The following is a 15,068-nucleotide window of genomic DNA, read 5'->3' as shown; positions in this document are numbered from 1 at the left end:
TTGGCACCGCGCCGAAGGCTGCGGTGCTGAGGAATGGTCAGGGATGTGAGGGCGAGATGTCCTCATGCCGAAGCTCGTCGGTGAACTGCAGGCGACGCAACACACCCTGGGGATCGAAGTGCAGGTGGGCCTGTCGGGGCGCCGAAATTTCCAGGTAGCGGTAGGTCCACACATCGCCCTTGAAACTGGCCACGTGCTCCACCAGGGCCGGACGGCCCATGTCGCGCAGGGCGTCGTGCCAGGTGGTCACGTCCACCACCAGGTGGCGCAGCATCCAATCGATGTCGAGCACCTGCTCCACCTTCACGACGCCACCGTCGGGCCCCAGGTCGACGTTGTGAACCCATTGCCCGGCGGGCTGGCCCGAGTACTGCAGCCGCGTGCCGGTGGCCAGGGGCACCACACTGGTGGGTTGGCCCAGGCGACGCACGACCTCATCGCGCGGCGTGCCCATCTCCAGGCGCGAGGGCATGAGCGAGCAACCGCCCAGTCCCAGCAACACGGCCAGCAGCAGGGCGGCGGTTTTCATGCGCGCTCCAGGTCTCGCTGGGCCTTGACCAGCTTGGTCTTGATGCGGTTGCGCTTGAGTGGCGACAGGTACTCCACGAACACCTTGCCCATGAGGTGGTCCATCTCGTGCTGGATGCAAACCGCCAGCATGCCCTCGGCCTCAATGACGCGCTCGGCGCCCTCGCCGTCCTGCGCGCGCACCCGCACGGCCACGGAACGCTCGACGCCGTCGTAAATGCCTGGCACGGACAGGCAGCCTTCCTCGCCCTTGCGGGTTTCGGGGCTGGCCCACTCGATCACCGGGTTGATGAGCACCAGGCGCTGGTTGCGCTCCTCGCTCACGTCGATCACGATCAGGCGTTCGTGCACGTCCACTTGAGTGGCAGCCAGGCCAATGCCATTGGCCGCATACATGGTGGCAAACATGCGCTCGATCAGCTCTCGCACCCGGGCGTCCACCTCGCGCACTGGCGCGGCCACGGTGTGCAAGCGGGGATCGGGGTATCGAAGAATCGGAAGGGGGGCGAAATCGGGCATGGTCAGCAGAAACGAGGCTGGGCCGACATGGCTGGCGCTGGCGCGACAACTGGCGGCGAGGCGGTGACGGGCGGGACGGGTTGTCGTTATTTTCGCGACTTTTGCCAAGCGGTGCGAGACAGCCGCCCACAAACATTGCCTAATCAAGGGCTTGATCGCAAAATCAAATGCGATTTGTCAAGACCAGAGCGCCACTGGCGAGCGGTTGTGCGTGAAGCGCCCACCGTGATTCGGTGGACGTCGCCCAGGGGCCAACACATGCCATCCAAGACCCATCTGCTGTCCACCCTCGCCGTTGCTGCGACCTTCGCCTGCCTCAGCACCGGTGCGGCGGCCCAGAACTACCCCATCACGAGCGGACAGCGCACCACCGCGCAGCAGGTGGCCCAAGCGGGCGTGGCCCTGTCAGAGTTGGCGCCCAACGCACCCGACCAGTACACCATCCGCTCGGGCGACACCCTGTGGGCCATCTCGGGCCTGTTCCTCAAGAGCCCCTGGCGCTGGCCCGAGCTCTGGGGCATGAACCTCAACGACATCCAGAACCCGCACCGCATCTTCCCCGGCCAGGTGCTCTACCTGGACAAGACCGGTGGCCGCGCACGCCTCACCACCCGCGCGCCCGGCGCCGACCTTGACACGGTCAAGGTATCGCCGCGCGTTCGCGGCGAAAGCCTGGCCGATTCGGCCATCCCCACCGTGTCGATGGCCCACATCGCGCCTTTCCTGCAAGAGCCCCTCATCGTGGACGAAGCCACCTTTGCGCTGGCACCGCGCATCGTGGCCACACAGGAAAATCGCGTTCTGCTCAGCCGCGGCGACCGCGCTTACGCCCGCTCGCTCTCAGCCGACGCCCCGCAGGCCACCCCCCTGGCCCTCGAAAACGGCCGCTCCAAGGCCTATCGCGTGTTCCGCGAGGCCGTGCCTCTGAAGGATCCCACGACCCAGGAAATCCTGGGCTTTGAAGCCCAATACGTTGGCGCGGCCGACCTGCTGAGCAACGAAACCCAACGCGACGGCGTGGATGCCGACGGCAAAGCCGCCAAGGAAATCGTGCCGGCCAGCCTGGACATCACCAGGGCCAAGCAAGAACTTCGCGTGGGCGACCGCCTGCTGCCAGAGCCCGAGCGCGAATTCACCAACTACGTACCGCACGCCCCCAAAACCCAGCTGCAGGGCCAGGTGGTCTCGGTGTACGGCAACGCCGTTCGCTATGCGGCCCAGAACCAGGTGGTGGCCATCAACCGCGGTCGTCAGCACGGCTTGGAGCGCGGCCATGTGCTGGCCCTGCAACGCGGCAGCGACCTGGTGGTGGACGGCACCGACAGTGGCCGGCCCAACATGCGCCTGCCCGGTGAACGCAACGGCCTGATGATGGTTTTCCGCATCTTCGATCGTGTGTCCTACGCCCTGGTGCTGCAAATCGAGGACGGTGTGCAAGTCGGCGATCGCTTCGGCAATCCCTGACCGCGCATGGAGCCCGCCGAACTGGCCGCCTGGCTGCGGCTGCTGCTCACACCTGGGCTGGGCCGAGTCGGCGCGCGCCGGCTGCTGAGCGCCTGCGGTTCGCCACAAGCGGTGTTTGAGCGCCACCGCATGGACGATGTGCCCGGTCTGGACAAAATCGTTGCCGAACACGTCGCCTGGCTACAAGCGTCTTCTCACCACCACGCCATCCCGCTGGGTGACGAGCGATACCCCGCCGAACTGCTCCACACCGAAGACCCGCCACTGCTGCTGTTCGCGCTGGGCGACGCCGAACTGCTCAAGCACCCCCTGCGGGTAGCGGTGGTGGGCAGCCGCAACCCAACGGCTCAGGGCGAACTGAATGCCAGGCAGTTTTCGCAGGCACTGGCGGCCTCTGGAGCATGCGTGGTGTCGGGCCTGGCACTGGGCGTCGATGGCGCCGCCCACGAAGGCGCACTGGCGGCGCACGGCAAGACGATCGCCGTGGTGGGCACCGGCCTTGATCGCGTTTACCCAAGCCGTCACCGCGACTTGGCTCACCGCATCGCGCAGGAAGGCCTGCTGCTGAGCGAATACCCCTTGGGCACGCCGCCCCTGGCCCCGCATTTCCCCCAGCGCAACCGAATCCTCTCCGGCCTGTGCCAAGGCACGCTGGTGGTCGAGGCTGCGCTGCAATCGGGCTCACTGATCACGGCCCGACTGGCCGCCGAGCAAGGGCGCGAGGTGTTTGCCATCCCCGGCTCCATTCATTCGCCTCAGGCACGGGGCTGTCACGCCCTGATTCGGCAGGGCGCCAAGCTGGTGGAATCTGCGCAAGACATCTTGGAAGAACTGCACGCCCGGCCAGTGGGTCAGGCCACGCCATTGGGCGGCGGCGCGAGTGCAGCGCCCACTGAGGTGTCGGAAGAAGAACGGCAACTGCTCGACGCCTTGGGACACGCCCCCATGGGCTTTGATGCCCTGCAGGCCCGCACCGGCTTGCCCACGGCGCTGCTTCAGGCAAGGCTACTGGAACTGGAATTGGCGGGCCACCTCGCCCGGCAGCCTGGCGGCATGGTGCAGCGACTGGTGCACACCTGAGGCGCCAGCCACCGGGGGTGGATCAGGCCAGCAGGCGTTCCGGCTGGGCGTCGAGCTTGGCCAGCGCATCGCGCGTGGCCCGCACCGTGAGGGCCTCTTCCTCAGACGGCAGCAACAACCCGGCCTGCAGGTAGGCCGCCACGCGCGCGGCCTGCATCAGGAAACAGCGCCCTGCGGGTGCCACAAACAAATACAGCTGCCCACGCTCGCTGCGCCACACCAACTGGGCGTTGTTGAGCTTCGCACCGTGCTCCAGGCCAAACCAGGCGCCGATCTGCAATTCGCTGGCCCAGGCGCGCATCGCCTCGGTGGGCTGACTGCCGCCGGTGTTGACCACCTCAATGTTGCTGGCGTCCACCCCGGTGATGAGCTCGATGCTGTTGGCGTCCAGGTCCAGATCGCCCACGCCATCTTGAGGCAGGTAGTCCTCCAGGTTGGCCAGGCGCTGCGCCAAGCGGGCAAGGTGATCCTCGGCGATCGGCTCGGTGCGCGACATGAAGGCATCGGCCAAGGTGTCGCTCACCGCCTTGATGTGCTCGTCCTGCATGCCGGGGGGATAACCCAACAAACCCATGCCCTTGCGCAAGCGCTGCAAGATGCCAGGCAGCTGCTGGATCACACGCGCTCGGTCGCTGCGATTGGGTTTGGCGCTGGCCGCCCACAGCAGTTCGCTGGCCACCTGCTTGAGGTCGCGGGTGATATCGGATTTCTGGCCATGTTTCACGCTGGCCACGGCCAGCACGTCCACCCACACCTTGAAGAGAAACTCGCGCACTTCGTCGCGCACCGGCACGTCTTCCAGCAGCTTGCGCAGCTCGATGGTGTACTGGACCGACAGCGTTTCCTTCTGCTCAATCTGCTGTGCCACGCTCACCACGCGCTTGGTGTCGCCCTGCTCATGCAGGTGGGTGGCCAGGAATTTCTGGAACTCATCCAGCACCAGCTGGAACACACGACGCCCGGTCTCAGGGTATTGCTCGATCACCTGCACCACGCGGCGGATTTCCGCCTCCAGCGCAGACGAACTCACGCCTGACTCGAAGCCCATGACACACGAGCCCATGCGGTCAATCAGCTGGCGCGCGGGGTGCTGCAGTGATCCAAAGAAGTCGGGCTCAGCCAGGGCCACGCGCAGCACCGGGATCTGCAAACGGGCGAACCACACGCGCACGCTGGCAGGGATTCGCTCTTCAGCCAAGATGCTCTGAAACATCAGCGCCACGATCTCCACCGTGGCTTTTTCCGTGGGCGTGCTCGCGGCCTGCTTCAGTTCGGCGGTGCGCTGGCGCACCACGGCCGCGGCGCGCTCCACGTGGGCATGTCCCACCGGCCCGCTCAGGTCAATGTCAAGGCTGGCGCCCATGCTGACGCGGCCCGCCGAGCGCTGAATGGCCTGCTGCAATTGAGGCGAGGGCGGCAACATCTGCGTCGCCTCGAATTCGCCCCCCAGGCGGTCCATCAACAGGCGCCGCAAGCGACCCACCACCCCCTGGGCGCGCATGCGCGCGCGCGCCAAAGGCGTGGTGCCGGTCAACATGCGGGTTTCATCGCCCACTGCCCCACTGGATGTGCTGCTGCCCAAGCCAGAGGGACCGGTATCACCAGCACCGCCTCTCACACTGGACGCTGTGCCAGGGGTGCGCTTGACCAGCGCCTGAAGGTCGATTTCCTTCATCACGCCACCGTCGACCAGCAGGCGGTTAGCGGCCTGGTAGGCGCCCAGCAGCTTGTCCCCCACGGCGTTGCCAAGCCCGTCCTGAATCAGGGCCAGAGCGTCGCGCGTCATGCCCGCGGCCACCCATTGCTCGATGAGCACGCGGGCGATCACGTCGGGCAGCAGAGGGTCGTCGCGGGACAGTTCCTGGCGGCGCTCCAGGTGCTGAATGCGCAGGCGCAATTCATTGAGTTCGGACGAGGCCTTGTCGAGCACCTTCATCGCCAGTCGGGAGGCCAGAATCTGGTCCTTCACGACACCATCGTCCACCAGTTCCAGCTTGGACGGCATGCTGCCCATGCCGCTGTTGATCGCGGCAGGCGGCAACAAGAGGCGCTGCAGGCCACGCTTGGCCAGGCCCAGCCAGGTGTTGTGGTGCTGCTGGAACGACAGCCAGGCGTCGCGTCGCGCGAGCACCTCTGCATTGGGGCCATGCCGGTCGCGCAGCTCGTTCATGAGAGCGTCACACACCTTCACCACGTCCGGCAAGGCTCGCCCCACGTGAACCACAAAGAGTTCACGAGCCTGTCGAGCCAGGGAATTGGGGTTCGCGATGGGGTTGGACACAGTGAACTCAGTATGACACGAAGGCCCAATCTTCTAGCCCTAGGGGGCGCCTGTCGACGCCCATTTGAGGGACAGTTCTGTCAGACAACCGCGCCTGCGTTGGGGTCGTCAGGATCGCCCGCCTTGGGACCCGATTTGATCAGGTCTTCCCGCTTGATGCCCAGCCACATGGCCATGGCGGCCGCCACGAACACCGACGAGTAGATGCCGAAGCAGATGCCGATGGTCAGCGCCATGGCGAAATAGTGCAGCGTGGGGCCACCGAACAGCAGCATCGACAGCACCATGATCTGGGTAGACCCGTGGGTGATGATGGTACGGCTGATGGTGGAGGTGATGGCGTTGTCGATGATCTCCACCGTGGTCTTCTTCCGGTAGCGCCGGAAGCTCTCGCGAATCCGGTCAAAGATCACCACCGATTCGTTCACCGAATAGCCCAGCACGGCCAGCACAGCCGCCAGCACCGCCAGCGAGAACTCCCACTGGAAGAAGGCAAAGAAGCCCAGGATGATGACCACGTCGTGGAGGTTCGCGATGATGGCCGAGACCGCGTACTTCCATTCGAATCGAATGGCCAGGTAGATGACGATGCCCAGGATCACCAAGCCCAGGGCCTTCAGGCCGTGCTCGAACAGCTCTTGCCCCACCTGCGGTCCGACGAACTCGGTGCGGCTCAGCGTGACGGTCGGGTTCTGGGCCTTCAGCGCGGCGAACAACTGTTCGCTTTGTTCGCCCGAGGTCTTGCCTTGCTGAACCGGCAGGCGCAGCAGCACGTCACGCGAAGAACCAAAGTTCTGCACCGGCACCTCGGCGTAGCCCAGCGACTCGACCACTTTGCGCACCGACTCCAGGTCGGCCGGTTGCTCGTAGGCCACTTCCACCACCGTGCCACCGGTGAACTCGACCGACAGGTTGAGACCGCGGGTGACCAGGAAAAAGACGGCCAGGATGAAGGTGATGAAGGACACCGCGTTCAGCACCAGGGCGTGCTTCATGAACGGGATGTCGCGGCGGATGCGGAAAAACTCCATGGCGAATTCCTTGCGGTGGCGGGCTCAGTCGGCCTTGGTGGAAGGCGCGTCCGCGCGCCACACGGTGCCAATGGACACGGTCTTGAGCTTCTTTTGACGCCCGTACCAGAGGTTGACCAGGGCGCGCGAGAAGAACACCGACGAGAACATGCTGGTCACGATGCCCAGGCAGTGAACCACGGCAAAACCGCGCACCGGGCCAGAACCGAAGATCAGCAGGGCAATGCCCGCGATCAGGGAGGTGATGTTGGAGTCCAGGATGGTGCCCCAGGCGTGCTCATAGCCGGCATTGATGGCCGTCTGCGGCGAAGCCCCCCGGCGCAGCTCTTCGCGCACGCGCTCATTGATCAGCACGTTCGAGTCGATGGCCATGCCCAGCGCCAGGGCCATGGCAGCAATACCCGGCAACGTAAGCGTGGCCTGCAGCATCGACAACACCGACACCAGCAAGACCAGGTTGAAGGCCAGCGCGATGCTGGAGAAGACGCCGAACATCATGTAGTACACGCACATGAAGGCGACGATCACCAGGAAGCCCCACATCACGCTGTGGAAGCCCTTCTGGATGTTCTCGGCGCCCAGGCTGGGGCCGATGGTGCGCTCTTCGATGATCTCCATCGGCGCGGCCAGCGAGCCAGCGCGCAGCAGCAGCGCGGTGTCATTGGCCTCCACCGACGACATGGCACCAGAAATCTGCACCCGGCCGCCACCGATCTCGGAGCGGATCACCGGCGCCGTGACCACCTCGCCCTTACCCTTCTCGAACAGGATGATGGCCATGCGCTTGCCGATGTTCTCTCGCGTGATGTCGCGGAAGATGCGAGAACCCTTGGCGTCCAGCGTGAGGTGCACGGCAGGCTGCTGGGTGTCGTCGAAGCCCGCCTGGGCATCGGTGAGGTTTTCACCCGTGAGCAGCACTTCGCGCTTGACGATCACCGTGCGGCCACCACGCTCGGGGTAGCTCTCAGAACCAAAGGGCACGGGGCCGGTGCCACGCTCGGCGGCCAGGCCCTCGGTGCTTTCGTCCACCAGTCGCAGCTCCAGCGTGGCGGTGCGACCCAAAATGTCTTTGGCCTTGGCGGTGTCTTGCACACCCGGCAGTTGCACCACGATGCGATCGGCGCCCTGCTGCTGGATCACAGGCTCGGCCACGCCCAGCTCGTTGATGCGGTTGTGCAGGGTGGTGATGTTCTGCTTCAGGGCCTGGTCCTGCACCGTGCGCGCCGCTTCGGGGCGAACGGCCAGGCTGAGGCGGGTGTCGGTGCCCTCGGCGGTCTCGGTGACCACCAGATCGGGGAACTGGGCACGCAACAGATCCACCGCCGCGTTGCGCGAGGCTTGGTCGCGCACCCGCAAGTCAATGAGTTGGCCGTTGCGGCTGATGCCGCCATGGCGAATGCCTTTTTCGCGCAAAGCCGTTCGCAGGTCGGTGGCCAGCACGTCGGCCCGTCGCTGCAGCGCCGCGGCCATGTCCACCTGCAGCATGAAGTGCACGCCACCGCGCAGGTCCAGGCCCAGGTACATGGGCGACGCCCCAAAGGCGCTCAGCCAGGCCGGGGTGCGGGGCAGCAGGTTCAGCGCCACCACGTGGCTGGGCTCGGCCGGGTTGGCGTTGAAGGCCTTGTCCAGCGCGTCGCGCGCCTTGATCTGGGTGTCGGTGTCGTTGAAGCGGGCCTTGACCGAGGTGGCGTCAAGCTGCACCTGGGCGACTTCAATGCCTTGGGACTTCAGCACCTCTTCCACGCGGGCCATGGTGCCCGAGTCCACCTTGACCGTTGCGCGGGCAGGCGACACCTGCACGGCGGGCGCCTCGCCGAACAGGTTGGGCAGCGAATAGATGGCGCCCACAAGCAAGGCGACCACGATGATCGCGTATTTCCACAGGGGGTATCGGTTCATGGTGAGGCGGGCAAGTGGGCCGCAAGAAAGTCAATGGGGTGGCAATTGACCACCCCGGGAGGCAGCCGCTTAGCTGTTCTTGATGGTGCCCTTGGGCAGCACCTGAACGACAGCCGAACGCTGCATCTGGACTTCAACGCCGTCGGCAAGTTCCACACCGACGTAGGTCTCACCAATCTTGGTGACCTTGCCCAGGAAGCCACCGGCGGTCACGACCTCATCGCCCTTGGCCAGGGCCTCGACCATGGCCTTGTGCTCTTTCTGGCGCTTGAGCTGCGGGCGGATCATGACGAAATACAGCACCACGAACATCAGCACCAGGGGCAGCAGGCCCATCAGGGTGGACTCGGTGCTGCCAGCGGCGGCTTGGGCGTAGGCGGGGGAAATGAACACAGGCGGTCTCCAACGGTATCGGGGGCAGGAATGGCCAGGCGCCCACCTATTGGGTAGGGCCTGGCCGCGAACAGCCGGTCATTGTATGCCGCGGGTATGACGAATGGCCTCACCCCGCCCGCCACAGGGCTTTGCCCGCCGCCCGCCTCAGGCGGCGCGTCGCACCGGGTCTTGGCCAGGGCCCTGCACCTGGGCCAGCAGCTCGGCGCGGCGTTCGCTGGCCGCTTTCAGGTGACGCTCCTTCACATGGCCAAAGCCCCGGATCTGCTCGGGTAGGCGGGCGATCTCCAGCACCAGGGCGTGCCGGTCGGCGTCGAGACCCGGCAGCAGGCGCTCGATGTCCTGGCGGTACTCGGCGATCAGCGCGCGCTCGGTGCGGCGCTCTTCGGTGCGGCCGAAGGGGTCGAACGCCGTGCCGCGCAGGCCCTTGAAGCGCGCCAACCACTTGAAAGCGGTGAACATGAACGGGCCGAAGGGCCGCTTGATGAGTTCGCCTCGCTCGTTCCTCTTGGCCCACAGCGGGGGCGCCAGGTGCACCTTGAGCGAATAATCGCCTTCAAACTGCTGGGCCAGACGGGCGTGGAAGGCGGGGTCGCTGTGCAGGCGCGCCACTTCGTATTCGTCCTTGTAGGCCATGAGCTTGAAGAGATAGCGCGCCACTGCCTCTGTCAGCGCCGTCTTGCCCAGGGGCGCCTCAGCCTCGCGCACGCGCTCGACGAAGGCTTGGTATTGCTGCGCGTAGGCACTGTCCTGGTAAGCGGTCAGGAACTCCACGCGACGCTGGATGAGCTGGGTCAGGCTCGGCTTCACGTGCAACTGCACCACCTGGGCCGCCGGGCCCAGCAGCGCGGCGAATGCGGCCGGGTCGTGCGCGGCGCGACGCCCCCATTCAAAAGCGGCCTTGTTCTGGTTCACGGCCACGGCGTTGAGTTCGATGGCCCGCATCAGGGACACCTGGCTCAGGGGAATCCAGCCCTTTTGCCAAGCAAAGCCCAGCATCAGGGGGTTGGCGTAGAGGCTGTCGCCCATGAGGCGGGTGGCCGCGGCCTCGGCGTCCACCGTGCCCACAGCCTCGGTGCCCAGGGCCTGCACCAGTGCGTCCACGCAGGCCTGCGCGGGGTTTTGCCAGTTGGGATTGCGCACGAACGCCGCCGTGGGCGTGGCGTTGGCGTTCAGAGCCACGTGGCTGCGCCCCTGGCGCAGGCGCTGCAGGGTTTCCTTGTGCGCGGTGACCAACGGGTCACAGCCCAGCACCAGGTCGGCCGAGGCGGCCGACACTCGGGTGGTGCGAATGGCGTCTTGCGTGGCACCGATCAGCACGTGGCTCCAGGTGGCGCCACCTTTCTGGGCCAGGCCGGCGGCGTCTTGCGTGACGATGCCCTTGCCTTCCAGATGAGCGGCCACGCCCAGCAGTTGGCCGATGGTGATCACGCCCGTGCCACCAACGCCGGCCACCACGATGCCCCAGGCCTCCTGGGCCAGCGAAGGCAGCTTGGGCAGGGGCGGCTCGGCGCCAGCCCATTGCGGCGCGCCAGATGCCTTGTCTTTCTTGCGCAACTGCCCACCTTCTACCGTGACGAAGCTGGGGCAGAAGCCCTTGAGGCAGGAATAGTCTTTGTTGCAGGTGCTCTGGTTGATCTGGCGCTTGCGACCGAATTCGGTCTCCAGCGGCTCGACGGAAAGACAGTTCGACTGCACGCTGCAGTCACCGCAGCCCTCGCACACCGCCTCGTTGATGACCACGCGGCGGGTCGGCTCGGCCAGCGTGCCGCGCTTGCGGCGGCGGCGCTTCTCGGTGGCGCAGGTCTGGTCGTAAATGATGACCGTGGTGCCAGGAATCTCGCGGAACTCGCGCTGCACCGCGTCCAGCGTGTCGCGATGCTGAATGGCAATGCCCTCGGGAATGCCGGTGACGCCCTCGTACTTCTCGGGCTCGTCGGTGACGATGGTGATCTTCTTCGCCCCTTCGGCCCGCATGCTCTGCGCAATCTGCACCACGCTGTGGCCTTCGGGGCGCTCACCCACCTGTTGACCACCGGTCATGGCGACGGCGTCGTTGTAGAGGACCTTATAGGTGATGTTCACGCCCGCGGCGATGCTCTGGCGAATGGCCAGCAAGCCGCTGTGGAAGTACGTGCCGTCGCCGACGTTGGCGAAGATGTGCTGGTCTTTGCTGAAAGGCTGCTGGCCCACCCATGGCACGCCCTCGCCGCCCATCTGGGTGAAGCCCACGGTGTCGCGGTCGATCCAGGTGGCCATGAAGTGGCAGCCGATGCCGGCCATGGCGCGCGAGCCCTCGGGCACCCGGGTGCTGGTGTTGTGCGGGCACCCCGAACAGAACCAGGGTTGGCGATCGGCACCCGCCACGCCCTGGGTCAGCAGGGTCTGCATCGAGCGCTCTTGGGCGTCGAGGATGGCAAGTTGGGTGTCGATGCGGGCCATCACGTCCTCGGGCACGCCCAGTTTCTTCAGGCGCTTGGCGATGGCGCGGGCGATGATGGCCGGCGTCAGGTCGGCGTTGGCGCGCAGCAAGGTGTGGGTGCTGGGGTTGGGCATGCTCCACTCGCCACCGCTGTAGTCGCCTTCGACTTCGTCGAACTTGCCCAGCACATTGGGCCGCACGTCAGGGCGCCAGTTGTATAGCTCTTCCTTGAGCTGGTACTCGATGACCTGGCGCTTTTCCTCCACCACCAGAATCTCGCGCAGGCCGGTGGCGAACTCGCGGGTGGTCTGCGCCTCAAGCGGCCAGACCACCGCCACCTTGTGCAGGCGCAGGCCGATGCGGCGGCAGGTGTCGTCGTCAAGGCCCAGGTCGAGCAGGGCCTGGCGGGTATCGTTGTAGGCCTTGCCGCTGGCGATCACACCCAGGCGGTCATTGGGGCCGGCCACCACGTTGTGGTTGAGGCGGTTGGCCCGCACATAGGCCAGAGCGGCGTACCACTTGTAATCGAACAGACGGGCCTCTTGGTCGAGCGCGTGGTCTGGCCAGCGGATGTGCACGCCCCCCGGCGGCATGTCGAATTCGGGAATGACGATGTTCACGCGCTCGGGGTCGATCTCCGCCGTGGCGCTGGACTCCACGATCTCCTGGATCGTCTTCATGCCAGCCCAGACACCCGAGAAGCGGCTCAAGGCAAACGCGTGGATGCCGAGGTCCAGGATCTCTTGCACGGTGGCGGGGAAAAACACCGGAAAGCCACAGGCCTTGAAGATGTGGTCGCTCTGGTGGGCGGCGGTGGAGCTCTTGGCCACGTGGTCGTCACCGGCCACCGCGATCACGCCACCCCAGGGCGTGGTGCCGGCCATGTTGGCGTGCTTGAAGACGTCGGAGCAGCGGTCCACGCCTGGGCCTTTGCCGTACCAGATGCCAAAGACGCCGTCGAACTTGTTGGTGCCAGGAGGGGCGAAACCCAGCTGCTGCGTGCCCCAGACCGCCGTGGCCGCCAACTCTTCGTTCACGCCCGGCTGGAACACGATGTTCTGCGCCTTCAGCCATTTCTCGGCCTTCTGCAGCGCCTGGTCGTATCCACCCAGCGGCGAGCCCCGGTAGCCACTGATGAAACCTGCGGTGTTCTTGCCCTGCAGCGCATCGCGCTGGCGCTGCAGCATCGGCAGCTTCACCAGGGCCTGCACCCCGCTCATGAACGCCCGGCCGTGCTCCAGCGCGTATTTGTCGTCAAGAGTGACCGTTTCCAGCGCTTTTCTCAGGTGTTCTGGCAATGGGGCGTTCATGGGTTTTGTCTCCGTGGGCTAGGGTCCGGGCCGCCTTGTGGGCAGGGTTGAGGAAGCCCTTCGCCCGTGTGGGGCGAAGAGGGAATTTCGGCACAGTGTATGTCTTCGCCACCGAGAAGTTCTTGCTTTTCATTTCTTGTTTTGACGCTTCAAAGCAATAATCTTTCTCATGAATCCCCTCGACAAGTTCGATATCCACATCCTGCAGGAACTGCAGGCCGACGGCCGCCTCACCAACGCCGAACTGGCCTCGCGCGTTGGCCTATCGGCTGCGCCCTGTTGGCGTCGGGTGCGAGCGCTGGAAGAGGCCGGCTACATCCGCGGTTACCGCGCCGACATTGACCGCGAAAAAGTTGGACTGGGTGTGCTGGCATTCGTTCGACTGGACGCCGAACGCAACCACGGCGACGTGACGCGCCAGCTCGAAAAGGCCATTCGCGCCATCCCAGAGGTGGTGTCGTGTCACTACATCAGCGGCTCGGGCACGTTCGAGTTGCAAGTGGTCAGCCGAGACCTGAACCACTTCAGCCAGTTCACGCGCGAGGTGCTCATCAACCTGCCCAACGTAAAAGACCTGCACACCAGCTTCTCGCTGGGTGAGGTGAAAGCCAGCGCCACGCTGCCGCTCACGCACCTGCTGCCAAACAACCGCTGATCGGCGGCCAGAAGGATGTCGGGTAAACCCTGATTCTCTGTCACGCACGAAATAACACGTACGTGTTACAACCCGCTTTCAGGGTTGGACACGCCTGCCTTGTCTTCGGCGTGTGTTTTGAGAATCACCATGAATTCGCACCGTCTCCTCGCAGTGGTGGCGACCTGCGCCGCCGCATTCACGCCGCCAGCGCAAACCGCCTCCGTCAGCGCGACTTTCTCGGTACAGGTCACGCTGTACTCGAGTTGCATCTTCAACACAGGGGCCGGCAATGTGACCGTGGATTACACGGCCTTCCAATCCACGGCCGCATCGGTATCGACCACGATGCAAGTGCAGTGCACCAGCGGACTGCCCTACCAAGTCTCGTTCAGTAGCACCGATGCGAACCAGCGCACCGCGTCAGGCAACCTCAACGGCCTGAGCTACACCATCAGCACGCCAGCACCACCCACGGGCGGCCACAAGGGCACAGGGGCATCCGTCGGCCACACGATTGACGTATCCATCCCCGCCGGGCAGAGCGGCTCATGTGCCAGCGCAAGCTGCCAAGCCAGCCAAGCCCACACGATCTACGTCGTGTATTGATCCCGCGCCGGCGACCGTTGCCTTCCACCAATGCGTTGCGTCCCCCCAATCCCCCATGATCGCCAACCGCCCTTCATCGCGTTTGAAGCCTGCTCTGGACTGGCGCCAACTGGCCGGGACAGTGCTGTGGTTCATGACCTCGGCCTCCCTGGCCGGGTCTTTCCAGGCCTCACCCACGCGACTGCAAATGACCCTGCGCGAGCGCGCCACGTCATTGCAATTGGCCAACACAGGCCAAGAGACGCTGGTGCTTCACGCCGAGGTGATGCGCTGGACCCAGGACATGCAAGGGAAGGACGTGCTGGAGCCGTCAAACGACCTGGTCCTGTCACCGCCCGTGGTCACCCTGGCGCCCGGTGTGCAACAGGTGGTGCGCCTCGCCCGCCTCACGCCACCCGACCCGCAATCACCGCCCAGTTACCGACTGATCCTGCGAGAAGTGGCTTCAGCCACCGACGCGCCCGCCACCGCTGCGGGTCAAGTGCCCTATCTCCTGGCCATGTCGCTGCCCGTCTTCATCTCACCGGCACAGCCTGTGCGCCGATGGCACTGCATGCCCACCTCCTCCACCACCGAGCTGATGGTGGACTGCACCAACGAAGGCAACGTCTTCGCCAGGGTCTTGCGCGTGGACTTGGGCGACCCCGCTCGGCCCTCAGCAAGGTTCTCGGGCGCCACCTATGTGCTACCAGGGGCACGACAACGCTTTGTGCTGCGAGCCGAGCCCGACGGTCCCGCCACAGCGCAGACGCTGACACTGTGGTTCGACGATGGAAGCTCGACGACCATGGCGATTGCCATGCCCTGAGCGCCATGGGCCGTGCTGGGCCAAACAGCCCACCCCGCTGGCTGGCTATCGCCCCACGGTGGGCGCTGATGGCAGTGGCCATGGTGCTGT

The 15,068-nt window shown here is 65.4% G+C and carries 12 protein-coding genes; 5 read left to right on the top strand and 7 right to left on the bottom strand.

Features of this window, described 5'->3' with window-relative positions:
* Window positions 1-37 precede the first annotated feature (37 nt).
* Both ACE3RQ_RS11540 and def read right to left on the bottom strand, forming a co-directional pair.
* Window positions 38-529, bottom strand: coding sequence for a hypothetical protein (locus ACE3RQ_RS11540; RefSeq protein ID WP_374522143.1), 492 nt, complete (start codon window positions 527-529; stop codon window positions 38-40).
* The gene (gene def / locus ACE3RQ_RS11535; protein WP_374522142.1) at window positions 526-1,047 is read right to left on the bottom strand and encodes a peptide deformylase; all 522 of its coding nucleotides are present in this window, start codon (window positions 1,045-1,047) and stop codon (window positions 526-528) included. Before def ends, ACE3RQ_RS11540 begins: the two co-directional genes overlap by 4 nt.
* Before the next feature lie 258 nt (window positions 1,048-1,305).
* Between def and ACE3RQ_RS11530 the strand changes: the two genes are divergently transcribed.
* Window positions 1,306-2,511 carry a LysM peptidoglycan-binding domain-containing protein gene (locus ACE3RQ_RS11530; protein WP_374522141.1) on the top strand — a complete coding sequence of 402 codons (1,206 nt, stop codon included), beginning with the start codon at window positions 1,306-1,308 and terminating at the stop codon, window positions 2,509-2,511.
* A 6-nt stretch (window positions 2,512-2,517) separates the two neighbouring features.
* Entirely contained in the window at window positions 2,518-3,591 is a 1,074-nt protein-coding gene (gene dprA / locus ACE3RQ_RS11525; protein WP_374522140.1) for a DNA-processing protein DprA, read from the top strand.
* Between the two features lie 22 nt (window positions 3,592-3,613).
* On the opposite strand, the gene ACE3RQ_RS11520 is transcribed toward dprA, so the two are convergent.
* From ACE3RQ_RS11520 to ACE3RQ_RS11500, 5 genes are all read right to left on the bottom strand, one after another.
* Entirely contained in the window at window positions 3,614-5,872 is a 2,259-nt protein-coding gene (locus tag ACE3RQ_RS11520; RefSeq protein ID WP_374522139.1) for a DUF1631 family protein, read from the bottom strand.
* A gap of 80 nt (window positions 5,873-5,952) precedes the next feature.
* Window positions 5,953-6,903: a protein translocase subunit SecF gene (gene secF / locus ACE3RQ_RS11515; protein WP_374522138.1), complete on the bottom strand. Its 951-nt coding sequence runs from the start codon at window positions 6,901-6,903 to the stop codon at window positions 5,953-5,955.
* Window positions 6,904-6,927: 24 nt separating this feature from the next.
* Window positions 6,928-8,802 carry a protein translocase subunit SecD gene (gene secD, locus ACE3RQ_RS11510; protein ID WP_374522137.1) on the bottom strand — a complete coding sequence of 625 codons (1,875 nt, stop codon included), beginning with the start codon at window positions 8,800-8,802 and terminating at the stop codon, window positions 6,928-6,930.
* 69 nt (window positions 8,803-8,871) lie between these two features.
* Window positions 8,872-9,195: a preprotein translocase subunit YajC gene (yajC, locus tag ACE3RQ_RS11505; protein WP_374522136.1), complete on the bottom strand. Its 324-nt coding sequence runs from the start codon at window positions 9,193-9,195 to the stop codon at window positions 8,872-8,874.
* Between the two features lie 147 nt (window positions 9,196-9,342).
* Window positions 9,343-12,927, bottom strand: coding sequence for an indolepyruvate ferredoxin oxidoreductase family protein (locus ACE3RQ_RS11500; protein WP_374522135.1), 3,585 nt, complete (start codon window positions 12,925-12,927; stop codon window positions 9,343-9,345).
* 169 nt (window positions 12,928-13,096) lie between these two features.
* On the opposite strand from ACE3RQ_RS11500, the gene ACE3RQ_RS11495 reads away from it, so the two are divergent.
* From ACE3RQ_RS11495 to ACE3RQ_RS11485, 3 genes are all read left to right on the top strand, one after another.
* Window positions 13,097-13,582, top strand: a complete 486-nt coding sequence (locus ACE3RQ_RS11495; RefSeq protein ID WP_374522134.1) for an Lrp/AsnC family transcriptional regulator — start codon at window positions 13,097-13,099, stop codon at window positions 13,580-13,582.
* A 129-nt stretch (window positions 13,583-13,711) separates the two neighbouring features.
* Window positions 13,712-14,170: a spore coat protein U domain-containing protein gene (locus ACE3RQ_RS11490; RefSeq protein ID WP_374522133.1), complete on the top strand. Its 459-nt coding sequence runs from the start codon at window positions 13,712-13,714 to the stop codon at window positions 14,168-14,170.
* Between the two features lie 55 nt (window positions 14,171-14,225).
* Window positions 14,226-14,978 (top strand): molecular chaperone, encoded by a 753-nt coding sequence (locus ACE3RQ_RS11485; protein WP_374522132.1) that lies wholly within the window; start codon window positions 14,226-14,228, stop codon window positions 14,976-14,978.
* Window positions 14,979-15,068 lie beyond the last annotated feature (90 nt).

Source organism: Hydrogenophaga sp., from assembly GCF_041913525.1.
In the GTDB taxonomy this organism is placed as follows: Bacteria; Pseudomonadota; Gammaproteobacteria; order Burkholderiales; family Burkholderiaceae_C; genus Hydrogenophaga.
The sequence above is the reverse complement of the archived record's forward strand: the minus strand, read 5'-3'. Positions and strand labels throughout refer to the sequence as shown.

What these genes read in the sequence shown, in the direction of transcription:
- ACE3RQ_RS11540 (WP_374522143.1), bottom strand. Translation starts at nt 529, where the DNA reads ATGAAAACCGCCGCCCTGCTGCTGGCCGTGTTGCTGGGACTGGGCGGT.
- def (WP_374522142.1), bottom strand. Translation starts at nt 1,047, where the DNA reads ATGCCCGATTTCGCCCCCCTTCCGATTCTTCGATACCCCGATCCCCGC.
- ACE3RQ_RS11530 (WP_374522141.1), top strand. Translation starts at nt 1,306, where the DNA reads ATGCCATCCAAGACCCATCTGCTGTCCACCCTCGCCGTTGCTGCGACC.
- dprA (WP_374522140.1), top strand. Translation starts at nt 2,518, where the DNA reads ATGGAGCCCGCCGAACTGGCCGCCTGGCTGCGGCTGCTGCTCACACCT.
- secF (WP_374522138.1), bottom strand. Translation starts at nt 6,903, where the DNA reads ATGGAGTTTTTCCGCATCCGCCGCGACATCCCGTTCATGAAGCACGCC.
- secD (WP_374522137.1), bottom strand. Translation starts at nt 8,802, where the DNA reads ATGAACCGATACCCCCTGTGGAAATACGCGATCATCGTGGTCGCCTTG.
- ACE3RQ_RS11500 (WP_374522135.1), bottom strand. Translation starts at nt 12,927, where the DNA reads ATGAACGCCCCATTGCCAGAACACCTGAGAAAAGCGCTGGAAACGGTC.
- ACE3RQ_RS11495 (WP_374522134.1), top strand. Translation starts at nt 13,097, where the DNA reads ATGAATCCCCTCGACAAGTTCGATATCCACATCCTGCAGGAACTGCAG.
- ACE3RQ_RS11490 (WP_374522133.1), top strand. Translation starts at nt 13,712, where the DNA reads ATGAATTCGCACCGTCTCCTCGCAGTGGTGGCGACCTGCGCCGCCGCA.
- ACE3RQ_RS11485 (WP_374522132.1), top strand. Translation starts at nt 14,226, where the DNA reads ATGATCGCCAACCGCCCTTCATCGCGTTTGAAGCCTGCTCTGGACTGG.